This window comes from Stenotrophomonas sp. AS012628 (genome assembly GCF_010608305.1).
In the GTDB taxonomy this organism is placed as follows: Bacteria; Pseudomonadota; Gammaproteobacteria; order Xanthomonadales; family Xanthomonadaceae; genus Stenotrophomonas; species Stenotrophomonas geniculata.
In genome coordinates this window covers 1-21,366 of sequence record NZ_VMBJ01000062.1, presented here as the reverse complement: position 1 = coordinate 21,366, position 21,366 = coordinate 1, and the positions used below count along the sequence as shown (strand labels likewise).

The following is a 21,366-nucleotide window of genomic DNA, read 5'->3' as shown; positions in this document are numbered from 1 at the left end:
CGGGGGGGCGATCAACCCGGGGCGAGGGTGGTCAGAAGGGCGCGGGCCGCATTGAAGCGGTCTTCCGGCAACGGCAGCGGGTGCTTGATGCGCAGCTTGTCGGGCCCTTCCATGGCGTAGAGGTTCGGTTGTTTCTGGATCAGCTGGATCACCGCCATTGGATCGATGTTCGGCTTGGACTCGAACACGATGCGGCCACCGTTCTCGCCCAGGTCCAGCTTGCGGATGCCCAGCGTGTTGGCTTTCAGCTTCAGCTCGGCGATGGCGAACAGGTGCTTGGCCGCATCCGGCAGCAGGCCGAAGCGGTCGATCATCTCCACCTGCAGTTCGCGCAGCGCATCACTTTCGCGCGCGCTGGAAATGCGCTTGTACAGGGTCAGGCGGGTGTGCACGTCCGGCAGGTAATCTTCCGGAATCAGCGCCGGCACATGCAGCTCGACTTCGGCGCCGCGCACTTCCTCGCCGGCATCCAGGTCGGGCAGCTTGCCCTGCTTGATGCTGCGCACCGCGCGCTCCAGCAGTTCGGTGTACAGGCTGAAGCCGACCTCGGCCATCTGTCCGCTCTGGTCCTCGCCGAGCAGTTCACCGGCACCGCGGATCTCCAGATCGTGCGTGGCCAGGGTGAAGCCGGCGCCCAGTTCGTCCATCGACGCGATCGCTTCCAGGCGCTTCTCCGCATCCGGGGTGATCGATCGGCGGTCCGGCGCCACCAGGTACGCGTAGGCGCGATGGTGCGAACGACCGACGCGGCCGCGCAGCTGGTGCAGCTGGGCCAGGCCGAAGCGGTCGGCACGGTTGATGATGATGGTGTTGGCGTTGGGAATGTCGATGCCCGATTCGATGATCGTGGTCGACAGCAGCACGTTGAAGCGCTGCTTCTGGAAATCCAGCATCACCTTTTCCAGCTCGCGCTCCGGCATCTGCCCATGGGCGATGCCGATGCGCGCCTCCGGCACCAGCTCGGACAGCTCGCGCTGCATGCGGCCGATGCTTTCCACGTCGTTGTGCAGGAAGTACAGCTGGCCACCGCGCGCGAGCTCGCGCTGGAAGGCCTCACGCAGCAGCGCGTTGTCCCACTGGGTGATGAAGGTCTGCACCGCCAGCCGGTTCGGCGGCGGCGTGGCGATGATCGACAGGTCGCGCAGGCCGGCCATGGCCATGTTGAGCGTGCGCGGAATCGGGGTGGCGGTCAGGGTCAGCAGGTGCACGTTGGCGCGCAGCGCCTTCAGGGCTTCCTTCTGGCGTACGCCAAAACGCTGTTCCTCGTCGACGATGACCATGCCCAGGTCCTTGAACTTCACGTCCGGCTGCAGCAGGCGATGGGTACCGACGATCACGTCGATGGTGCCGGCGGCGACCTTTTCCAGCTCGGCCTTGATCTCCTTGGTGCTCTTGAAGCGCGACAGCACTTCGACCTTCAGCGGGTAATCGGCGAAACGGTCGCGGAAGTTGCGGTAGTGCTGCTCGGCCAGCAGCGTGGTCGGCACCAGTACGGCCACCTGCTTGCCGGCACTGGCGGCGGCGAACGCCGCGCGCACGGCGACCTCGGTCTTGCCGAAGCCGACGTCGCCGCAGACCACGCGGTCCATCGGCTGGCTGCTGGCCAGGTCGCGCAGGGTGGCATCGATCGCGGCCAACTGGTCCGGGGTTTCCTCGAACGGGAAGCCGGCCGCGAACGGTTCGTACATCGCGCGGTCCACCTGCAGTGCCAAACCCGCACGCGCCTGGCGGCGGGCCTGGATCTCCAGCAGCTCGGCAGCGACGTCGCGCACCTTCTCAGCGGCCTTGCGCTTGGCCTTGCTCCACTGCTCGCCACCCAGCGAATGCAGCGGCGCGGTTTCCGCCGAGGCGCCCGAGTAGCGGCTGATCAGGTGCAGCTGGGCGACCGGCACGTACAGGCGGTCGCCCTTGGCATATTCGATTTCGAGGAATTCGCCGGGCATGCCGCCGACGTCCATCGCGATCAGGCCCCGGTAGCGGCCGACGCCATGGTCCTCATGCACGATCGGTGCGCCCTCGGTCAGTTCGCCGAGGTCGCGGATGATCGCTTCCGGCTCGCGGCCGGCACGGCGCGTGCGGCGGGTGCTGCCGGCGCGCTCGGGGAACAGCTGGCGCTCGGTCAGCACCGCGATGCGCGGGTCGTCCAGTGCGAAGCCATCTTCCAGCGGCGCCACAGCGATCGCGAAGCGCGCATCGTCGGCGAGGAACGCGGGCAGGTCGGCCACCACCGGCGGCTTCAGCTCGGCGGCCTGCAGCACTTCCAGCAGGGCTTCACGACGGCCTGGCGAATCGGCGGCGATCAGCACCCGGCCCGGGTAGTGGCCGAGGAAAGATTTCAGTGCGTCGCCGGCGGGGGCCTCGCGTGCGGCCACCGGCAGCGGCGGCAGCGGCTGGTCACCCAGCGCATGGGCATCGGCGATGCGCGCGTGGTCAGCCGACCACACCTCGATGCGCGGGGCATCGTTCAGGCGCTCGCGCAGCAGCTCTGGCGACAGGTACAGCGCCGACGGCGGCAGCAGCGGCCGTTCGACGTCGTGGCGGCGTTGTTCGTAGCGCTCACCGGTCTGCGCCCAGAACGCGACGGACGCTTCATACGCACCGGCGCAGACCACCGGCAGGCTGCCGTCGGGCAGGTAGTCGAACAGGGTGGCGGTGCGTTCGAAGAACAGCGGCAGGTAGTACTCGACGCCGGCCGGGGCCAGCCCGGACTTCAGATCCTGGTACAGCGAACTGCGCCGGGTATCCACATCGAAACGCTCGCGCAGCGCGGCCAGCACGCGGGCGATGCTGGCCTCGTCCATCGGCACTTCGCGGCCGGGCAGCATGTGCACGGACTCGACCTTGTCCAGCGAACGCTGGCTTTCCGGATCGAACGCACGGATCGAATCGATGTCCTCGTCCAGCAGTTCCACCCGCAGTGGCTCGTCGGAACCCATCGGGAACACGTCGAGCAGGCCGCCGCGCACGGCGAAGTCGCCGGGGTCCATCACCTGCGGCACGTTGCGATAGCCGGCACTTTCCAGGCGGCGCTTCTCGGCCTCCAGATCCAGGCGCTGGCCGACCTTCAGGTCGAAGCTGCCACCGATCACATAGCTGCGCGGGGCCAGCTGCTGCAGCAGGGTCTGCACCGGCACGATCACCAGGCCGCGCTTCAGCGAGGGCAGGCGATGCAGGGCGGACAAACGCTGCGAGATGATGTCCGGATGCGGGCTGAAGCGGTCGTAGGGCAGGGTTTCCCAGTCCGGGAAGGCGACCACCGGCAGGGCCGGGTCGCCGCCGAGCAGGGTCTGCAGGTCGGCTTCGAGCTGGTTGGCACCGTGGTTGTCACGGGCGATCACCAGCAGCGGCGCGTCGTGCGCGCGCGCGGCCTGGGCCAGGTACCAGGCCAGGGCGGTCGGCGAGGCGGGGGCGCGCCACCAGGCGCGGAGCTGGCCGGCGCGCGGCAGCGGCGGGGCGGAGTATGAGGTACGCGACATGGACCCCGGATTTTAGCAGAAGCCCCCGCCGGGCCCATGATCGTGACGTGAGCGGGGTAGCGCCGGGCCAAGCCCGGCGAGCGCAGCGGTTGAATCAATGTCGCCGGGCATGGCCCGGCGCTACCTTCAGTTGTCCAGCTCCAGCACCATCCGCACCAGGCCTTCGGCACCGGTCGGGTGCGGCACCGGCTTGAAGCCCAGCGAGGCGGCCAGCTGCTTCATCGGCTCGTTCTCGGCGGCAACGTCGCCGTACAGGCGGTCCAGGTACTTGCCGCGGCCCCACTTCACCAGCTTGCGCATCAGCTGCCGGCCCAGGCCCTGGCCGATCAGGAAGCGGCTGATCAGGATCGCGTACTCGGCTTCACGGGTACCGGGGATGATCGAGGCCCGGGCGACCGCACCGACCACTGCTTCGCCAGCAGGCAGGGATTCGGCAGCGACCAGGGTGATCTCGGTCTTGGGATTCGGGTGGGTCAGGCGCTGGGTGGTTTCCGGCGACAGCTCAGTCACCGCCTGCAGGAAACGATCACGGATTTCTTCCGGTCCGAACAGGCTGAACGCCGCTTGCAGCGGTGCGCCATCTTCCGGGCGGATGGGGCGGATCAGCAGCTCGTGGCCGCTGGGAGCCTTGAAGATCTCATGCCAGGGCGGCATGCGGTTGCGAGTGGCCATACCGGGTGATTCCTTGGTGGTCCATCGATTGTGGCATCACCGGGGCTGCATTCCGTGAACGGAAGGCTCACGGCGGTACAGCCTCGTGAAGGCCGTTATTCGGGTGCTTTGAGCCAATCCAGGCGGGTGCTGGCCCCCGGTTCGCCCAGGTGCTGGCGCAGCGCCGGCAGGGCTGGGCCGACCACACGGTCGAACTGCCAGGGCGGGTTGAGCAGCAGCATGCCACTGCCGTTGAGGCGCAGCGGCGAGTCGTCCGGGCGCACCAGGAACTCGATCGTCATCGCCGATTTCACCGGCAGGGCGGTGGCCTTGCGCAGGAAATGCAGGATGGTGCGGCGCTGCTTGATCGGGAACCAGACGGCACACGTGGCCTGCGGCCAGCGCGCCAGGGTTTCGGCCAGGGCGGCCAGCACCGCCTGGTACTCGGCATCCTGGGCTTCGTAGGGCGGGTCGATCAGGACCAGGCCACGGCCGATCTTGCTGCCGTTGAACTTCGGCGGCAGCAGCGAGCGCAGCAGTGCATAGCCATCGCCAGAGCGCACATCGACGCGGCTGTCATGGGCGAACAGGGCCTTCAACGTGGCCGTTTCGGCTTCCTGCAGCTCACAGACCGCCATGCGGTCCTGCGCACGCATCGCCTGTGCGCTCAGCAGCGGCGAACCCGGATAATTGGTCAGCGCGCCGACCGGGTTGTCGGCCTGTACCGCCTTCAGGTAGCGCTCGACCACCTCCGGCAGCTTGGGCTGGGCCATCAGCCGCATGATTCCGGATTCGGCCTCCAGGGTCTTGCGGCTCTCTTCGCTGGCCAGCAGGTAGCGGCCGGCACCGCCGTGGGTGTCGAGCACGAAGAACGGGCTGTCCTTGCGCTTGAAGCTGTCGATCAGGGCCAGCTGCACGATGTGTTTGAGCACGTCGGCATGGTTGCCGGCATGGAAGGCGTGGCGATAGTTCATGGGCGGCAGTGTACGGGGCGGCGGCCGCAGCGGCTATGCTGCGCGCCATGACAGCTCCTGTTGCCCATGTCCTGGTGGTCGAGGACGAAGCCGCCATCGCCGAAACCGTGCTCTATGCGCTGCGCAGCGAGGGCTATGCCGCCAGCCACTGCCTGCTGGGCGGCGAGGCCCTGCAACGGCTGCAGGCCGGGGATATCGACGTGGTGGTGCTGGACGTGGGCCTGCCCGACCTGGGCGGCTTCGAGGTCTGCAGGCGACTGCGCGCGCAGCCCGGGCCGTCGGCGCAGCTGCCGGTGATCTTCCTGACCGCCCGCAACGACGAAGTGGACCGGGTGCTCGGCCTGGAGCTGGGCGCCGACGACTACATGACCAAGCCGTTCTCGCCGCGCGAGCTGGTGGCACGGGTGCGTGCGCGCCTGCGCCGCTCGGCACCGGTCGTGGCAGCACCCGGCGCCGATGCGGGCTGGCAGGAACATGGCGCCTTTGCCATCGACCGCGAAGGCCGGCGCATCCGCTTCCGTGGCCAGGCACTGGACCTGACCCGCTACGAGTACGCGCTGCTGGAAGCGCTGCTGCTGCGCCCGGGCGCCATCCTCAGCCGTGCCCAGCTGATGGACCGTGGCTGGGACAGCAGCGCCGACAGCGCCGACCGCACCGTTGATACGCATGTAAAGACGCTGCGCGCCAAGCTGCGCGCGGCCGGTGCCAGCGACGACCCGATCCGTACCCACCGTGGCCTTGGCTACGCGCTGGAGGTCTAGCCGATGCGCCTGGTACTGAAGCTGTTCCTGGGCTTCTTCCTGATCACCGGCATCGCGGCGTTCTTCGTGATGCGCGTGTTCGTCAACGAAGTGAAGCCCGGTGTGCGCCAGGCGATGGAATCGACCCTGGTCGATGCGGCCAACGTGCTGGCCGAAATGGCCGCCGCCGACGTCAAGGCCGGCACCATCCGCAGCGGCAGCTTCACCCGCAACCTCGCCAAGGCACGCCAGCGCGACCTGAAGGCGATGGTCTGGCGCTTCCCGAAGCGCTCGCTGGATTACCGGGTGACCATCACCGATGCCAAGGGCATCGTCATCTACGACTCGCTGGGCCGCGACCTGGGGCGCGACAACTCGCGCTGGAATGATGTCTATCGCACCCTGCGAGGTGAGTACGGCGCGCGTTCCAGTCCCGAGATTGCCGGCGAAGAGGGCGACACGGTGATGCATGTGGCGGCGCCCGTATATGACCCGGCCGATGGGCGCACCCTCATCGGCGTGCTCAGCCTGGCGCAGCCCAACCGCAGCATCGATCCGTTCATCGCCGCCAGCCAGCGCGCTATCATCGAGCGCGGGGCCTGGCTGATCGGCTTGTCGGCGCTGGTCGGTGTGCTGGTGACGATGTGGCTGACCACCGGCCTGGGCCAGCTCAGCCGCTATGCGCGTGCGGTCAGCGCCGGCGAACCGGTGCCGCCGCCGCGCCGCCGCCGCGACGAGATCGGCGATCTGGGCCAGGCGCTGGAAACCATGCGCCGCAAGCTGGAAGGCAAGGCCTACGTCGAGCAGTACGTGCAGTCGCTGACGCATGAGATGAAGAGCCCGCTGGCGGCCATCCGCGGTGCCGCCGAGCTGCTGCAGGAGCCGCTGCCCGAAGCCGATCGCGTGCATTTCGCGCGCAGCATTGTCGACCAGCAGGAGCGGCTGACCGAGACCATCGACAAGCTGCTGGCACTGGCTGAAGTGGAACAGCACGGCTGGCTGCAGACCCGCGACCGGATCGCGCTGCCGGCATTGCTGGCCGATGCGGCCGCTGCCGCGCAGGTGCGCGCACAAGCGGCAGGCGTGCAGGTCCGCATCGGCAGCGTGCCCGACCTGCAGGTGCAGGGCGACGGCTACCTGCTGCGACAGGCACTGCACAACCTGATCGACAACGCGATTGCCTTCTCGCCGGCTGGCGCGGAGATCGCGCTGCAGGCCGAGGTGGACGGGCAGGGCGTGCGCCTGCAGGTGGCCGACCGTGGCGCCGGCATTCCCGACTACGCGCGTGAGCGGGTGTTCGAACGCTTCTATTCGCTGGCGCGCCCCGGCAGCGGGCGGCGCAGTTCCGGCCTGGGCCTGCCGTTCGTGCGGGAAGTCGCGCGCCTGCACGATGGGCGCGCCAGTGTCGATGCACGCGACGGCGGCGGTACCGTAGCCAGCCTGTGGTTGCCGCTGGGTACACCGGGCCAGCGCCCGCGCCGCTGACTTCACATTCGCTTCAAATTCGCCACAAACCCTGCTCACTGCAGCGGTCCATCCTGCAGTCCTCTCCAACGAGGATGGACCATGAAATCCCTGAAGATGCTGCTGCGGTTCGCCATTGTCGGCGGGCTGATCCTGCTGCTGCTGGTTCCGCTGACGATGATCCGCGGGGTCATCAACGAACGCAGTGCGTACCGCGATGAGGCCTTCTCGCGGGTGGCCGACAGCCGCGCCGGTGCGCAGCAGCTGGTCGGGCCGGTGCGGGTGGTGCCGTGGGTGGAGCGCAAGCAGGTTGAACTGGTCGATCCGCTGGGCGTCAAGAAGACCGAGGTGCAGGTCACCGAGGGGCACTGGTTGCAGATGCCGGCGTCGCTGGAGGTGGGCGGTGAGATGCTGCCGAGCCAGCGTGAGGTCGGGCTGTTCAAGGTGCCGGTCTACAGCTGGAACGGCCAGATGAAGGCGACGTTCGCCGAAGACGACTATCCGGTGAAGGCCGGCCGCAGTTACGGCCAGCCGTATGTAGCCGTGGGCATTTCCGATGTGCGTGGCCTGGTCGGTACGCCGAATCTGCGCGTGGATGGCAAGCAGCTGCGGCTGCTGCCCGGCGTGGGCGCTGCCAGCGAAGTCGGCCGCGGTCTGCATGCACCGGTGACCGGGTTTGCCGAAGACCACGGCGGCACGCTGGCCGCCAGCACCGTGGAGCTGGAACTGCGCCTGGACGGCAGCCGCATGCTGTCGGTGGTGCCGGTGGGCGACGATACGCATATCGCGCTGCGTTCCAGCTGGCCGCACCCGTCGTTCAGCGGGGCGTTCCTGCCCAATGAGCGACGCGTTGATGCACAGGGTTTCGATGCGCGCTGGGCCGTGTCCTCGCTGGCCTCCGACGCACAGCGACAGCTGCGCAATGACGGTTCGGTCGATTCGCAGGCGGTGACGGTATCGCTGGTCGATCCAGTCGATGCTTACACCCAGGCCGATCGCGCCTCGAAGTACGGCGTGCTGTTCGTGCTGCTCACCTTCGTCGGCTTCATCCTGTTCGAACTGATCAAGTCGCTGCGCATCCACCCGCTGCAGTACCTGATGGTGGGCCTGGCGTTGGCGATCTTCTTCCTGTTGCTGATCAGCCTGTCCGAGCACATCGCGTTCTGGAAGGCCTACCTGGTATCGGCGGTGGCCTGTATCGGCCTGCAGGCGGTGTACCTGGCCAACGTGCTGGGCCACTGGAAGCGCGGTCTCGGCTTCGCTGCGCTGCTGACCGTGCTGTACGGCGCGCTGTATGGCCTGCTGGTGTCGGAGAACAACGCGCTGCTGATGGGTTCGCTGCTGCTGTTCGTGATCCTGGCGCTGGCGATGTGGGTGACGCGCCGGGTCGACTGGTACGCGCTTGGCGCGGAACTGAAGTAAGGAGTACGTCATGGGCTGGCGCCAGGGATTGCGGCAACGGGCACGGCAGGGCATTCCGGCCCTGCTGGAAGTGGATGCACTGCTGCAGGCACATGGCGTGCTGGCGGCCCTGCCGGGGGCACGGATCGCCCCCGGCCTGGTCCGCTTCCAGCTGGCTGCGGTGACCTGCGAGGGATTGCAGGGGCAGGGACTGCGCTGGCTGCAGGACGCGCGGCAGGGACGCGGCGCGGTGGCCGGCCGGGTGCCGCGCTACCGGCCATGGAAGGCCGGGGCGGAGGCGCTGGCCGAGATCGGCATCGGCGGCCTGCCGGATGACTGGCCGGCACACGCGTCGGTGTATGGCTGCAGCAGCATCGATCGGCGGCATTGGTTGTTGTTGCTGCCGGAGCGGGCGCAGTTGTGGTTGGGGTGGAGTGGGTGATCGGGTTGTTCATCCACGCATGGCGTGGATCTACTGGCGGGAACCCAGCCCTCTGGTGGGTGCGAGCTGACCGGTCACCTGTGGGTGCGAACCTTGGTTCGCACGCTCCTGCCCATGACCGATGGGACGGTATCGGCGCGCCCCTGCTGGCTAGACTCGACGGGTTGATGATCGAGCCGAAGGGCAGGGGTGCGATGTGTTGAAGTGGGGCGTGCTGGCCGTAGCGCTGGCGATGGGTGGCAATGCAATGGCGCAGCAGCGCGAGTCGGTGGACCTGGACATGGTCAGCCGCATCCGCCAGGAGGCCTTCCACCGTTCGCAGGTGATGGATACCTTCAGCTACCTCACCGAACGCATCGGCCCGCGCCTGACCAATTCGCCGGCGATGGGCCGCGCCAACGCGTGGACCCGCGGCAAGTTCAGCGAATGGAAGCTGGACAACGTGCACGACGAAGCCTTCGATGACTTCGGCCGTGGCTGGGAGTTCACCTCGGCCAGCGTGGAAATGCTGGGTGACCGCGTGCAGCCGCTGCATGCGCTGCCCAAGGCCTGGACGCCAGGCACCGAGGGACCGGTTGAGGGCGAGCTGGTGCACGTGGAGATCAAGAAGCCCGAGGACATCGAAAAGTATCGCGGCAAGCTGCGCGGCAAGATCCTGCTGCTGGGCGAGGCGCGCGAGTACAAGCGCGGCACCGAGCCGGACTCGCACCGGCATGACGCCACCTCGCTGGAGGGCCTGCAGGAATTCACCCTGCCCAAGGACGTCGCCGCCGAGCGGGCCAAGCGGGTGAAGGAATACAAGGAACGCCAGGAGCTGGCCGCCAAGGTCAACGCCTTCTTCGTCGAAGAGGGCGCGCTGGCCGCGATCAGCATCAGCAGCTGGGACAACGGCATCATCCGCGTCGCCGGCGGCGGTTCGCGCAAGGCCGGTGAGTCGGTGGGCATCCCCGAGCTGGCGATGATCAGCGAGCACTTCAATCCGCTGGTGCGCGCGCTGGAGGCCAAGCAGATGGTACGTCTGCGCGTGGATGTGGCCGCGCGCTTCACCGACGAGGCCAACCAGCCGGGCTACAACACGCTGGCCGAGATCCGCGGCAGCAGCAAGCCGGATGAAGTGGTGATGATCGGCGCGCACCTGGATTCCTGGCACAGCGGTACCGGTGCGGCCGACAATGCAGCCGGCGTGGCGGTGATGATGGAGGCGATGCGCATCCTCAAGGCCACCGGCGCCAAGCCGAAGCGCACCATCCGCGTGGCGTTGTGGAGCGGTGAGGAGCAGGGCCTGATCGGCTCGCAGGCCTATGTGGCCAAGCACTTCGGTCGTTTCCCGGAACCCACCGACCCGGCCCAGAAGGCGCTGCCGGCCTCGCTGCGCGAGCCGACCGGTGCATTGCAGAAGACCCGCGACTACAGCAAGTTCCAGGTCTACTTCAACATGGACAACGGCTCGGGCCGCTTCCGGGGCATCTACGCGCAGGAAAACCTGGCGGCGATGCCGATCTTCGAAGCCTGGCTGGCGCCGTTCCATGACGTGGGCGCCACCACCGTGGCCACCCGCAACACCGGCAGTACCGACCACATCAGCTTCGACCGCATCGGCCTTCCGGGCTTCCAGTTCATCCAGGACCGGCTGGACTACTTCACCAACGTCCACCACAGCCACCTGGATACCTGGGACCACGCCGAGCCGGAAGACCTGAAACAGGCCGCCGCCATCGTCGCCTCGTTCGCCTACAACGCCGCCATGCGCGAGCAGTCCTTCCCGCGCAAGCAGGAACCGTAAAAGGGGACGGAGGGGATTAAGTCGTTTCTCCCCTCCGTTTCCCGGTCGCAGCGCCCAGAGGCTGGGCAATCGCGACTTAATCCCCTCCGTCCCCTTTTTCCGTCGGGGGCGGAGGGCTGGTAAAATCGGGGGATTCCCGTTCCTCGAGCCGTCCATGACCTGCCGCACCCGCTTCGCCCCCAGTCCCACCGGCTACCTGCACATCGGTGGTGCCCGCACCGCGCTGTACTGCTGGCTGGAGGCCCGTCACCGCGGCGGTGAGTTCGTGCTGCGCATCGAGGACACCGATCGTGAACGCAGCACCCAGGGCGCGATCGACGCCATCCTGGAGGCGATGGAGTGGCTGGGCCTGGACTACGACGAGGGCCCAATCTACCAGACCGACCGCGTCGCCCGTTACCAGGAAGTGGCCGAGCAGCTGATCGCCGACGGCAAGGCGTACTACGCCTACGAAACCCGCGAAGAGCTGGATGCGATGCGCGAGGCCGCCATGGCCAGGCAGGAAAAGCCGCGTTACAACGGCGCTGCACGCGAACTGGGCCTACCGTACAGGGACGACCCGAACCGCGTCATCCGCTTCAAGAACCCGCTGGAAGGCACGGTGGTGTTCGACGACCTGATCAAGGGCCGCATCGAGATCGCCAACAGCGAGCTGGATGACATGGTCATCTTCCGTCCGGACGGCTACCCCACCTACAACTTCGCGGTGGTGGTGGACGACTGGGACATGGGCATCACCGAGGTCATCCGCGGTGACGACCACATCAACAACACCCCGCGCCAGATCAACCTGTACGAAGGCATCGGTGCGCCGGTGCCGAAGTTCGGCCACATGCCGATGATCCTGGACGAGCAGGGGGCCAAGCTGTCCAAGCGCACCGGCGCGGCCGACGTGATGCAGTACAAGGACGCCGGCTACCTGCCCGATGCGCTGCTGAGCTACCTGGCCCGGCTGGGCTGGTCGCACGGTGACCAGGAGCTGTTCAGCCGCCAGGAACTGATCGACCTGTTCGACGTGAAGGATTGCAATTCCAAGGCCTCGCGCCTGGACATGGCCAAGCTGGGCTGGGTCAACCAGCACTTCCTGAAGACCGAGGACGTGGCCGCCATCGTGCCGCACCTGGTCTACCAGCTGCAGAAGCTGGGCCTGGACGTGGCCGCCGGCCCGGCCCCGGAGGACGTGGTGATCGCCCTGCGTGAGCGCGTGCAGACCCTGAAGGAAATGGCCGAAAAGGCCGTGATCTGGTACCAGCCGCTGACCGAGTACGACGAAGCGGCGGTGGCCAAGCACTTCAAGGCCGGTGCCGAGGTGGCGCTGGGCAAGGCCCGCGAGCTGCTGGCAGCCCTGCCGGAATGGACCGCCGAGTCGGTGGGCGTGGCCCTGCACGACGTCGCCGCCGCGCTGGAGATCGGCATGGGCAAGGTCGCCCAGCCGCTGCGCGTGGCCATCACCGGCACCCAGGTCAGCCCTGACATTTCCCATACCGTGTACCTGGCCGGCCGCGAGCAGGCCTTGAAACGCATTGATGTGGCCATCACCAAGGTAGCAACGGCCTGAGGCATCCTTGCCAGGCCCGAACCGGAGAACACGCATGCCCGCCAAGACCGCCACTGCCTGTACGGCCCCGCACCACCACGTCCACGATGCATCGGATTTTGTGGCGGTGGTCGAGCGCGTCTCGCGCGAACGCGGGCTGCGCCTGACCCCGATCCGCGCCAATGTGCTGAAGCTGATCGCCGAGGCCGGCAAGCCGGTCAAGGCCTACGAGCTGCTGGAATGGGTGCGCAACGGCAAGGGCGTGGGCGCTGATGCCCCGCCCACCGTGTACCGCGCGCTGGATTTCCTGATGGCCAATGGCTTCGTGCACAAGCTGGAGTCGGTCAATGCCTTCGTGGCCTGCCACCATCCCAGCAGCGCCGCGCATTCGGTGCCGTTCCTGATCTGCAACAGCTGCCACAGCGCGGTGGAGCTGGAAGACCGCGAAATCGTCACCCAGCTGGAGAAGCGCGCCAAGGAGCTGGGTTTCCAGCCGCAGGCGCAGACTCTGGAAGTGCACGGCCTCTGCGCGCGCTGCGCGGGCTGAGCAATGGGTCCTGGGGTCAGATCCCTTTTGCCTTGGCAAAAGGGATCTGACCCCCGTTTCATGACAAACGCTAGTCCATCGGCTTGCTTGCGGTATCCACCCGCACGATCACCGACATGCCGGGCCGCAGTTGTGCCGCCAGCTTCTGGCCCTCGTTGATCGAAATCCGTACTGGCAGCCGCTGCACCACCTTGGTGAAGTTGCCGCTGGCATTGTCCGGGCGCAGCACGCTGAATTCCGAGCCGGTAGCCGGCGCGATCTCCTGCACGCGGCCCCGCAGCACCTGCCCCTGGAACGCGTCCACCGAGAACGTGGCCGGCTGGCCGATCGCCATGCCCCAGGTCTGGCCTTCCTTGTAGTTGGCCACCACCCACAACGTGTCAGGTACCAGGAACAGCAGCTGCGAACCGGCAGCGACGTACTGGCCCACGCGCACGCTGGCCTCGCTGATCTGGCCGTCGCGCGGTGCGTGGATCACCGTGTTGGCCAGATCGATGCGGGCCAGTTCCAGTTGCGCCTGCGCGCTCTCCACCTGCGCCTCCAGGCTCTTGCGCGCCACCTGGGTCGATACCAGGGTTTCCTCGGCAATGCGGATCTGCGCCTGTGACTGCTGGACGCTGGCCTGTGCCGACGCCTGGGTGGTGCGGAACTTGTCGCGGTCGTTGACTGACACCAGTTGCTGCGCGGCCAGCTCCTCGTAGCGCTTCAGCTCGTTGCGTGAGCGTTGCAGCTCCGCCTGGCCGGCCGACAACGTGGCGTGTGCGGAGGCGATCTGCGCACGGTTCTGCGCCTGCGACTGGTCCGAGTTGGCCAACGCCGCGCGTGCGCTGTCCAGCGTCGCCTGCGCCTGGGCGACGCGCTGCGCGTAGATGCGGTCATCGATGCGCAGCAGCGGCTCGCCCTGCTTCACGTGCTGGAAGTCCTTCACCAGCACTTCGGTCACGTAGCCGTTCACCTGCGGCGCCATCACCGTGATCTGCCCGCGTACATACGCGTTGTCGGTCACCATCACCGTGCTGGTGAACGGCCACAGGTGCCACGCGCGCAGGATCAGTGCGATGCCCAGCAGTGCCACCACCACCATCACCACCACGCTGCGCGCGCTGGGCTTGAGGTACTTCGGCGCGACCGCCGGCTCAACGGGCGTGGGCGCAGGTGCCGCGTCGGTCGGCGGCGGAGGGGTCACGTTGTCGTCGGGTCGGGGCGGGACGGGAGGCATGGCGGAGGACTCAGCGGGGCGCGGCCGGCGTGGCCGCAGCGGGGGAAGTGGGGTGGCGCTTGCGCCATTGCTTGAGCACCGCGGTGCGCAGCGACAGCAGCAGCAACCAGCACAGGAAGCCGATGGCCAGCCAACCGCTCAATGTGAACACATCATTGAATCCACGCACGTTGGCTTCGCGGCGAGTGGTCTGCGCCAGCTGCGCGCTGCCCTGCGCACTGCGCAGCACCGGGTCGGTGACCTGTGCGCTGTACAGCTGCTGCTGGAGGCGCAGGCGTTGTGCCACCACCGGGTCGGCCGGGTCGAGCTGGCTGGTCAATGCGCTGGAGTACAACTGCTCGCGATGCAGCTGGAAGGTGCCCAGCACCGCCGAGCCGGCCAGGCCACCCAGCGTCTGGGTGATCGACAGCGTCACCAGGAAGGTGATCATGTGATCCACGCCCTGTTTCAACGCGGCAGAGATGCCGAGCATGATCAGCGGGCCCATGAACATACCGGCACCGACCGAGGCCAGGAACTGGCTGGCGTAGAAATCGTGTGGCCGGTCCAGGCTGGTGCGGTGCTGGTCGAAGAACGCTGCGGCGCCCAGCAGCAGGATCGCCATCAGCAGCTGGGCGATCAGCCGCTTGGGGCCGAAGGTGAGCGAGGCGCCAGCGATGCCGACGATCACCCCGGCGAGGATCACTACGAACAGCGGGCGCATCTGGTCAGGCCCCATGCCCAGCGTGCGCATCAGGTTGATCACGCCGTAGGACTGCTCGGTGGTGAGGAATCGGATCAGGAACGCACCGACGATGAAGTGCAGTACCGGCAGCTTCGACAGCCAGCGGATCTGCAGCAGCGGATTGCGCCGGTAGTGCTCGATGATGAAGGCGGTGGTGGACAGCGCGATCGAGGCGACCAGAGCCAAGCCCAGCCATGGCGTGTTGAGCCACCAGCGGGTGTAGCCCTGCGCCAGCACGATCACCAGCAGGGCGACGGCCGGTGCGAGCAGGGCGAACGTGAGGAAGTCCAGCGGCTCGAACGCCTTCACCTGGATGCCGGGCGGCAGCTTCAGCACCACCACCGCCGCGAACGCGCACAGTGCCAGCCCGGCCTCAAACGAGTAGAGCTGGTGCCACTGGCCGGTATCGACCAGGCCCGGCGACACGATCCAGGCGATCGGCACCGCCAGCTGCGAGAGGCCGACACCGACGACCAGCAGATTGCCGGTGAAGCGACGCGGCAGCGCCTGCAGCATGTACAGCGTGCCCAGTGTCGAACAGGCCGCACCCGCGAAGCCGCTGGCGGCGCGGGTCAGCATCGTGGTCTCGAAGCTGCCGACGAACAGGTGCAGTACCGCCAGCGCCGCATACAGGCCCAGCCCGATCTCGGCGAACAGGCGGATGCCGTACTGCTGGCGGAACTTGAAGGCCAGCAGGTTGGCGGTGACATTGACCATGGCATAGGCGGCCACCAGCCAGCTGCCCTGGGTGGGGGTCAGTGCCAGTTGGCCCTGCAGGAACGGCAGGTTGGCGGTGACCAGCGCATTGCCGAGGCCGCCGGTGATCGCCACCAGCAGCGATACCAGTGCATAGGCCAACCGACGGTACGGTGGGTGCCAGGGCATCGAAGCCGAACCGGGCATGGTCGGCTTCTCGTGCTCCTCCCAATCCGGAACCGGCTTCAGATACGGCTGGACCATCAGCGGGCCTCGCTGGTTGCTCCCTGGAGACCCCCGCGCAGCAGCTGCAGGGCGCGCCCGGCCAGGTGGGCGCGCTCGTCGCGGGTCTTGCCGCGCAGGGCCGCGCCCAGCATGCCCGAGATGAGTGAAATGTCCGTCTTCTCCAGATCGGCACGGCACAGGCCGGCGGCCTTGGCACGGGCGATCGGTGCTTCCAGCAGATCGCGCACGGTCTCGCGCGCGGTACGCATGGCCGGCACGTCCGAATCCACTGCGCGCCAGTAGTCGGCCAAGGCAGGTGAATCGATGATGCGCTGGGCCATGCCCTCGAACACCTCGAACAGGGCATCGTCGCGGTCGCCGAGCTGTTCGACCTGGCGCCGGATGCGGTCGACCGTACGCTGCAGCAGTGCCTGGATCAGCGCGGTGCGGTCGGGAAAGTTGCGGTACAGGGTGGCGCGGCCCACCTGGGCGCGTTCGACCACCAGGTCCAGCGGGGCGGTGACACCGTGTTGGCCGAACACATGATCGGCGGCGTCGAGGATGAGGGCACGGCGGGCAGCAGCATCGGCACGTTGGGCAGTCATGGAATTATGTTCGGACAAAAATGTCCGATTGGCGAGACTTTGAGTGACGGGATTGTCCGCTTGTTGTGGTACGCACATCTTTGTGACGAATGTGTGATGGTGCGGATCGAAATGAAAACGGGGGCCCGAAGGCCCCCGTGGGATCCGACCCCGCCTTACGCGATCAGAAGAACGCGCGGATGCCGAATGCGACACCACGGCCCGGCAGCGGCGAGTAGTCGCGCAGCAGCGAGGTATGCGGACGCACTTCGCGGTTGGTCAGGTTGCTGCCATCCAGGAAGACTTCGTAGCTGTTGCTGGCGTTGCGATCCCAGCGGTAGGCCAGGTGCGCATCGACCAGGGTGTAGCCGTCGCTCGGTGCTTCGTTCTGCGCGACGTCCTTCTGGCGGCTGTAGCGCACCGCACCGACCGAGGCGCGCCAGCCGTCCTTCGACCAGCGCAGGTCGGCGCCGACGCGGGCCGGGGCGATACGCGGCAGGTAGCCGGTGTTGGCCAGTTCCACGTTGTAATTGTGGTTGTGGTCGCCGTGCGGCACGGCGATGTCGAGGTTGCGGCTGCCGCTGCCATCCAGCTTGGCCTTCACGTAGTCACCGAACAGGCGCAGATCCCAGTCACCGGCGCCACCCTCGAACAGGTGCACCAGCGCTTCGGCCTCGGCGCCGCGGAACACCGCGTCCTGCTGGGTCCAGGCGCGGACCGGCAGGCCTTCGGTAACACCGGTGTCGGCCAGGTAGATGAAGTCCTTGAACCTGGTCTGGTAGACCGACGCGGAGAAGTCCAGGCGCTCGCTGTGGGTGTGGATGCCCAGTTCCACGCGCTGGCCGCGCTCGGTCTTCAGGTTGGCGTCGCCGATTTCCAGCGAGCGGGTGGCGATGTGTGCGCCGGCGGCATACAGCTCTTCGTTGGTCGGTGCACGCTCGGAGCTGTCCACGCCGATGCGCAGGTCAACGGCGTCGTTGAGCTTCCAGATACCGGCGGCAGACAGGTTGGTGGCACCGAACGTACGGCGGCGGTAGTCACCGGTCGGGTCCAGCTTGACCTGGTCGTGGCGGCCGCCGAGTTCCAGCTTGAACGGGCCGAACTGCTTTTCCTGCAGTACGAACAGGCCGATGTTCTTCGTGCCGGTATCCGGCACGAACGCCTCTTCGCCCTTGGCGCCGAAATCACTGTTGCCAAACTGCAGGCCGAAGGCACCGTCCCAGCCACCGATCTGCTGCTGTACGGCTTCCAGACGCGCTTCGATGCCACGGTTGGTGAAGCGGGTGGACGGCGTGCCGGCTTCCAGCTCCACGTGTTCGTAGTCGGTGTAGGCCACGCGTGCGTTGATGTTCTTCAGGAACGAGACCGGGTCGTAGATGCCGGCCTTGGTCTCGAAGCGGTTCTGCACCATGTCGATGCGCACGTCGTGCTCGTCGCCGCCTTCTTCTTCATCGCCATGGTCGTGACCGTGGTCATGGCCATGATCATCACCATCGGCGTGCACGTGCGCGCCATTGGGAATGCCGTAGTTGGTGCGGTAGGTGCTGGCCGATACGCCGAAGTAGCCGCCGTCGCCCAGCCACGTTGCGCCGACGCCACCGGCGCGGGTGCGGATCGAGCTGTTGTCCAGGCGGCCGCGACGCGGCTCTTCACCCTCGGCCGCGTCATGGTCGTGATCGTGGTCATGATGATCTTCAAGGCTGTCGATCACTGCATAACCGGGGATGCGGTAGTCGTCGCCATTGCGGACCAGGCCATCCACGTGCAGCACGACATTGCCGCTGACGCCATCGAGGCGGAACATGCCGCTGCGTTCGTTGTTCACCGAATTGCCGCGCAGTTCTGCGCGGCCGCTCAGCGGGCGCTCCGGCAGTTCGCGCGCGATGCGGCCATCGACCACATTGACCGCACCACCGATGGCGCCGCTGCCGAACAGCAGCGTGGCCGGACCCTTCAGCACTTCGATCTGGTCGGCCAGGAACGGCTCGATGCTGGTGGCATGGTCGGCGCTGACGGTGGATGCATCCATGTTGCCCATGCCGTTGGACAGCACGGCCACGCGCGGGCCTTCCTGGCCGCGGATGATCGGGCGGCCGACGCCGGGACCGAAGAAGGTGCTCTGTACGCCGGGCAGCTTGGCCACGGTATCGCCGAGGGGGCCGGCCTTCTGCTCGTCCAGGCGTTCACCGGCCAGAACCTCCACCGGGCGTGCCAGCGATTCTGCGTCGCCCTGCAGCGGCGACGCGGTGACCTGCACCGACGACAGTTCAGTCAGGTGGCGGTCACGATGGGAATCGTCTTCGCTGGCGGCGAAGGCTACGGTCGGAAGCAGGGCGGTCAGGGCCAGGGCGAGGGAATGCGGCTTCAACCGCGGGGTACGGGCGGGCATTGGTGGGTCCTTTGTTACACTGTATCAATCGCTGGGCGCACGCATCCCGTCAGCGGGACAGGGGGAGGGAAACCGTGCGGGTCGGGAAGGGATGTTATATTATTCCATAACGATTCGCCGACCCTGCTGGAAGTCATGTCCCTGTCCTCACGCCTGCGCCACCTGCTCGACCGTTTCGGCGCCACTGGTTCGATGCTGTGCGCGGTGCATTGCGCGGTGATTCCGGTGCTGCTGGCGGCAGCGCCCTCGTTGGGCCTGTCGTTCTGGCTGAGCGACGGCGTGGAACAGGCGCTGGTGGTGTTCGTGACCCTGCTGGGGCTGTTCAGCCTGGTCTGGGGCTACCGTCGCCACGGTGCGCTGCGTGCGCTGGGCTTCCTGATTCCCGGCCTGGTGGCGTTGTGGGCCGGCGTGCTGTACGACCCGTTGCACCACAATGCGGTGCCGCACGCGGTGGTGATGACCGTCGGCGGCCTGCTGGTGGGTGTGGCCCATCTGGTCAACCTGCGCCTCAACCACGGTCACGTGCACGACGCCAGCTGCGCGCACTAGGCGCTCCATGGTAGGATTTTCGATCGTGCGCGGGGGCGCCCAGCAAGGCGGCCCCGCCGAACCCGTGTCAGTACGGGGTAACCAGATTTCACATTTGAGGAGTTGAAGACATGGGTAAGGGTGACCGCAAGACCGCCAAGGGCAAGCGCTACAACGCCAGCTACGGCAACGCCCGTTCGCACACCGCGAGCAAGGTCGCCGTAGGCGCCGCCGCTCCGGTTGCCAAGAAGACCGTGGCCAAGGCTCCGGCGAAGAAGGCTGTGGCGAAGAAGACCGTCGCCAAGGCCTGATCCGGCCCAGACCGGTTCAACGAAAAACGCGGCGCCTGGCGCCGCGTTTTTTTATGCACGTTTTTGTAGAGCCGAGCCCATGCTCGGCTGGCGCAATGCAGCCGAGCATGGGCTCGGCTCTACAACCGGATCAGCGCAGGGTGTTCTTCAGCGTTTCCGGATTGCCGTCGTTCGGCGCGGCCGGCACCTGCAGCAGGTGCGCCAGCAGCGGGTAGACGTCGACATTGTCGAAGCCATCGATCACCAGGCCCTGGCGGAACGACGGACCGCTGGCCACGAACACCGCGCGCATGGAGGGCAGGGCGTTGTCGTAGCCATGCGAGCCTCGATCCTGCCTGGCGCGCTTGGCGATCTTCTCCTGGTGAAGGGCGTCCCAGCCTTCATCCATGGCACAGACGATGGCCGGAACCCGCGGATGCGTGCCGTAGTGCCAGCGCGCCGGCAGGTTCTCCTTCTTCCAGCACTCGTAGTGCGTATGGCGGCCGAGCAGGGCGCGTTCCGCTTCCGCTTCGCGGCCCGCGACCGGCGCAAAACCTACCGACTGGCCCTGGCTGACATTGCGCGCGATGGCCGGATCGGCCATTGATTCGGTGGCGATCACGTGGCCGTCGGCGACACTGGCCATGCCGTGGTCAGAGACCACGATGATGTTGGTGGTCGCGACCAGGCCGCGCTGTTGCAGTCCATCGAGCACCTGGCCGACGATCTGGTCGGCGCGCACGATGGCGTCGGCGTACTGTTTCGACTCGGGGCCGTAGTTGTGGCCTGCCTTGTCCACGTGTTCCATGTACAGCGTGGTCAGGCGCGGTGCATCGGCATCGGTCTGCGCCAGCCAGTCGAGCACGATGCCGGCGCGCTGCTCCAGTGGTTCCTTGCCATCGTAGACGCGCCACTGGCTGGGGCGCACGCCACGGATTTCCGACTCGCTGCCCGGCCACGAGGTGGTGGCGGTGCGCACGCCGACGTTCTCGGCGCCGACCCAGATCGGTTCGCCACCCCACCAGCCGCTGGTAGTGACCGCGTCGCGGTTGCTCAGTTCGAAACGGCCCAGGGTTGCATCGTCCATGCTGTTGTTGACGATGCCGTGGTGGTCCGGGCGCAGGCCGGTGACGATGGTGTAGTGGTTGGGGAAGGTCAGCGACGGGTACGAAGGCGTCATCCAGCGCGCGCGTACCCCGCCGTCGATCAGTCGCTGCAGGTTCGGTGTCAGGCCGCGATCGAGCGCATCGGCGCGCAGGCCGTCGATCGAGATCAGCAGCAGCTTCGGCGGTGCAGCCGTTGCAACAGGGGTGGGAACAGAGGCGGAAGGGGTGGGCGCGGTGGTGCAGGCGGCCAATGGCAGCAGCAGCGCCAGCGCGCAGGTCAGGCGTACGGAAGTCATCCGTCCATCATAGTGCGAGGTAATGACGCGCCCAAGACACGGCGCACTATCGCGCGCCGTGTCCGCGCATTTTTCCTTATCCCCGCACCTGTCGGCGCGCCCCCTTCAACAAGAACGGGGCTTTTCTCCAGACATATTCCTGATGCTTCCATCCACGCATGGCGTGGATCTACCTTGTCGACCAAGGTTGACACCTACCAGCAGCCGCGCAGTGCGCCGTCCCGACAGATCGCAGGAATCTGTCGAAGGCGTGGTGGGTCCGGTTGCGGGGGTGTCCGCGGCATGGATGCCGCG

The 21,366-nt window shown here is 67.2% G+C and carries 17 protein-coding genes; 9 read left to right on the top strand and 8 right to left on the bottom strand.

Annotated features, from left to right (window positions below; all coding sequences use genetic code 11):
• Positions 1-11: 11 nt before the first annotated feature.
• From mfd to rlmJ, 3 genes are all read right to left on the bottom strand, one after another.
• Complete coding sequence (mfd, locus tag G5A07_RS19710) at positions 12-3,476, bottom strand: transcription-repair coupling factor (protein ID WP_191863874.1); 3,465 nt, start codon at positions 3,474-3,476, stop codon at positions 12-14.
• A 126-nt stretch (positions 3,477-3,602) separates the two neighbouring features.
• Positions 3,603-4,148: a GNAT family N-acetyltransferase gene (locus G5A07_RS19705; RefSeq protein ID WP_004150340.1), complete on the bottom strand. Its 546-nt coding sequence runs from the start codon at positions 4,146-4,148 to the stop codon at positions 3,603-3,605.
• Between the two features lie 95 nt (positions 4,149-4,243).
• A complete protein-coding gene (gene rlmJ, locus G5A07_RS19700) occupies positions 4,244-5,101 on the bottom strand; it encodes a 23S rRNA (adenine(2030)-N(6))-methyltransferase RlmJ (RefSeq protein ID WP_019338445.1) in 858 nt (285 codons plus the stop codon).
• 35 nt (positions 5,102-5,136) lie between these two features.
• On the opposite strand from rlmJ, the gene creB reads away from it, so the two are divergent.
• The 7 genes from creB to G5A07_RS19665 all read left to right on the top strand — a co-directional run bounded on the left by creB (position 5,137) and on the right by G5A07_RS19665 (position 13,015).
• Entirely contained in the window at positions 5,137-5,862 is a 726-nt protein-coding gene (creB, locus tag G5A07_RS19695) for a two-component system response regulator CreB (RefSeq protein WP_191863873.1), read from the top strand.
• 3 nt (positions 5,863-5,865) lie between these two features.
• Positions 5,866-7,326 carry a two-component system sensor histidine kinase CreC gene (creC, locus tag G5A07_RS19690; RefSeq protein ID WP_019338443.1) on the top strand — a complete coding sequence of 487 codons (1,461 nt, stop codon included), beginning with the start codon at positions 5,866-5,868 and terminating at the stop codon, positions 7,324-7,326.
• An 81-nt stretch (positions 7,327-7,407) separates the two neighbouring features.
• Positions 7,408-8,727, top strand: a complete 1,320-nt coding sequence (creD, locus tag G5A07_RS19685; RefSeq protein WP_049455649.1) for a cell envelope integrity protein CreD — start codon at positions 7,408-7,410, stop codon at positions 8,725-8,727.
• Positions 8,728-8,737: 10 nt separating this feature from the next.
• Positions 8,738-9,148 carry a hypothetical protein gene (locus G5A07_RS19680; protein WP_049482784.1) on the top strand — a complete coding sequence of 137 codons (411 nt, stop codon included), beginning with the start codon at positions 8,738-8,740 and terminating at the stop codon, positions 9,146-9,148.
• Positions 9,149-9,344: 196 nt separating this feature from the next.
• A complete protein-coding gene (locus G5A07_RS19675; protein WP_191863872.1) occupies positions 9,345-10,931 on the top strand; it encodes a M28 family metallopeptidase in 1,587 nt (528 codons plus the stop codon).
• A gap of 154 nt (positions 10,932-11,085) precedes the next feature.
• Complete coding sequence (gltX, locus tag G5A07_RS19670) at positions 11,086-12,489, top strand: glutamate--tRNA ligase (protein ID WP_010483126.1); 1,404 nt, start codon at positions 11,086-11,088, stop codon at positions 12,487-12,489.
• Between the two features lie 34 nt (positions 12,490-12,523).
• Positions 12,524-13,015, top strand: a complete 492-nt coding sequence (locus G5A07_RS19665) for a Fur family transcriptional regulator (RefSeq protein ID WP_004150412.1) — start codon at positions 12,524-12,526, stop codon at positions 13,013-13,015.
• Positions 13,016-13,085: 70 nt separating this feature from the next.
• On the opposite strand, the gene G5A07_RS19660 is transcribed toward G5A07_RS19665, so the two are convergent.
• The 4 genes from G5A07_RS19660 to G5A07_RS19645 all read right to left on the bottom strand — a co-directional run bounded on the left by G5A07_RS19660 (position 13,086) and on the right by G5A07_RS19645 (position 18,852).
• On the bottom strand, positions 13,086-14,234 hold the full coding sequence (locus G5A07_RS19660; RefSeq protein ID WP_191863871.1) for an HlyD family secretion protein: 1,149 nt from the start codon (positions 14,232-14,234) through the stop codon (positions 13,086-13,088).
• 10 nt (positions 14,235-14,244) lie between these two features.
• A complete protein-coding gene (locus G5A07_RS19655; protein WP_191863870.1) occupies positions 14,245-15,918 on the bottom strand; it encodes an MFS transporter in 1,674 nt (557 codons plus the stop codon).
• On the bottom strand, positions 15,918-16,484 hold the full coding sequence (locus G5A07_RS19650) for a TetR/AcrR family transcriptional regulator (protein WP_010483118.1): 567 nt from the start codon (positions 16,482-16,484) through the stop codon (positions 15,918-15,920). The genes G5A07_RS19655 and G5A07_RS19650 overlap by 1 nt, the downstream gene beginning before the upstream one ends.
• A gap of 163 nt (positions 16,485-16,647) precedes the next feature.
• Positions 16,648-18,852 (bottom strand): TonB-dependent receptor, encoded by a 2,205-nt coding sequence (locus tag G5A07_RS19645; RefSeq protein ID WP_191863869.1) that lies wholly within the window; start codon positions 18,850-18,852, stop codon positions 16,648-16,650.
• Positions 18,853-18,987: 135 nt separating this feature from the next.
• Here G5A07_RS19645 and G5A07_RS19640 point away from each other — a divergent pair, with 135 nt between their 5' ends.
• Together G5A07_RS19640 and G5A07_RS19635 are read left to right on the top strand one after the other, a co-directional pair.
• Positions 18,988-19,401, top strand: coding sequence for a MerC domain-containing protein (locus G5A07_RS19640; protein ID WP_019338435.1), 414 nt, complete (start codon positions 18,988-18,990; stop codon positions 19,399-19,401).
• A 110-nt stretch (positions 19,402-19,511) separates the two neighbouring features.
• Complete coding sequence (locus G5A07_RS19635) at positions 19,512-19,691, top strand: 30S ribosomal protein THX (RefSeq protein WP_010483110.1); 180 nt, start codon at positions 19,512-19,514, stop codon at positions 19,689-19,691.
• A 130-nt stretch (positions 19,692-19,821) separates the two neighbouring features.
• Here G5A07_RS19635 and G5A07_RS19630 read toward each other — a convergent pair whose 3' ends face one another.
• Positions 19,822-21,072 (bottom strand): ectonucleotide pyrophosphatase/phosphodiesterase, encoded by a 1,251-nt coding sequence (locus G5A07_RS19630; RefSeq protein ID WP_010483108.1) that lies wholly within the window; start codon positions 21,070-21,072, stop codon positions 19,822-19,824.
• Between the last annotated feature and the right edge of the window lie 294 nt (positions 21,073-21,366).

Coding starts and splice junctions, on each gene's coding strand:
- creC (WP_019338443.1), top strand. CDS start 5,866: ATGCGCCTGGTACTGAAGCTGTTCCTGGGCTTCTTCCTGATCACCGGC.
- G5A07_RS19635 (WP_010483110.1), top strand. CDS start 19,512: ATGGGTAAGGGTGACCGCAAGACCGCCAAGGGCAAGCGCTACAACGCC.
- G5A07_RS19705 (WP_004150340.1), bottom strand. CDS start 4,148: ATGGCCACTCGCAACCGCATGCCGCCCTGGCATGAGATCTTCAAGGCT.
- gltX (WP_010483126.1), top strand. CDS start 11,086: ATGACCTGCCGCACCCGCTTCGCCCCCAGTCCCACCGGCTACCTGCAC.
- G5A07_RS19680 (WP_049482784.1), top strand. CDS start 8,738: ATGGGCTGGCGCCAGGGATTGCGGCAACGGGCACGGCAGGGCATTCCG.
- G5A07_RS19665 (WP_004150412.1), top strand. CDS start 12,524: ATGCCCGCCAAGACCGCCACTGCCTGTACGGCCCCGCACCACCACGTC.
- G5A07_RS19645 (WP_191863869.1), bottom strand. CDS start 18,852: ATGCCCGCCCGTACCCCGCGGTTGAAGCCGCATTCCCTCGCCCTGGCC.
- creD (WP_049455649.1), top strand. CDS start 7,408: ATGAAATCCCTGAAGATGCTGCTGCGGTTCGCCATTGTCGGCGGGCTG.
- G5A07_RS19640 (WP_019338435.1), top strand. CDS start 18,988: ATGTCCCTGTCCTCACGCCTGCGCCACCTGCTCGACCGTTTCGGCGCC.
- G5A07_RS19630 (WP_010483108.1), bottom strand. CDS start 21,072: ATGACTTCCGTACGCCTGACCTGCGCGCTGGCGCTGCTGCTGCCATTG.
- G5A07_RS19650 (WP_010483118.1), bottom strand. CDS start 16,484: ATGACTGCCCAACGTGCCGATGCTGCTGCCCGCCGTGCCCTCATCCTC.
- G5A07_RS19655 (WP_191863870.1), bottom strand. CDS start 15,918: ATGGTCCAGCCGTATCTGAAGCCGGTTCCGGATTGGGAGGAGCACGAG.
- G5A07_RS19660 (WP_191863871.1), bottom strand. CDS start 14,234: ATGCCTCCCGTCCCGCCCCGACCCGACGACAACGTGACCCCTCCGCCG.
- creB (WP_191863873.1), top strand. CDS start 5,137: ATGCTGCGCGCCATGACAGCTCCTGTTGCCCATGTCCTGGTGGTCGAG.
- mfd (WP_191863874.1), bottom strand. CDS start 3,476: ATGTCGCGTACCTCATACTCCGCCCCGCCGCTGCCGCGCGCCGGCCAG.
- rlmJ (WP_019338445.1), bottom strand. CDS start 5,101: ATGAACTATCGCCACGCCTTCCATGCCGGCAACCATGCCGACGTGCTC.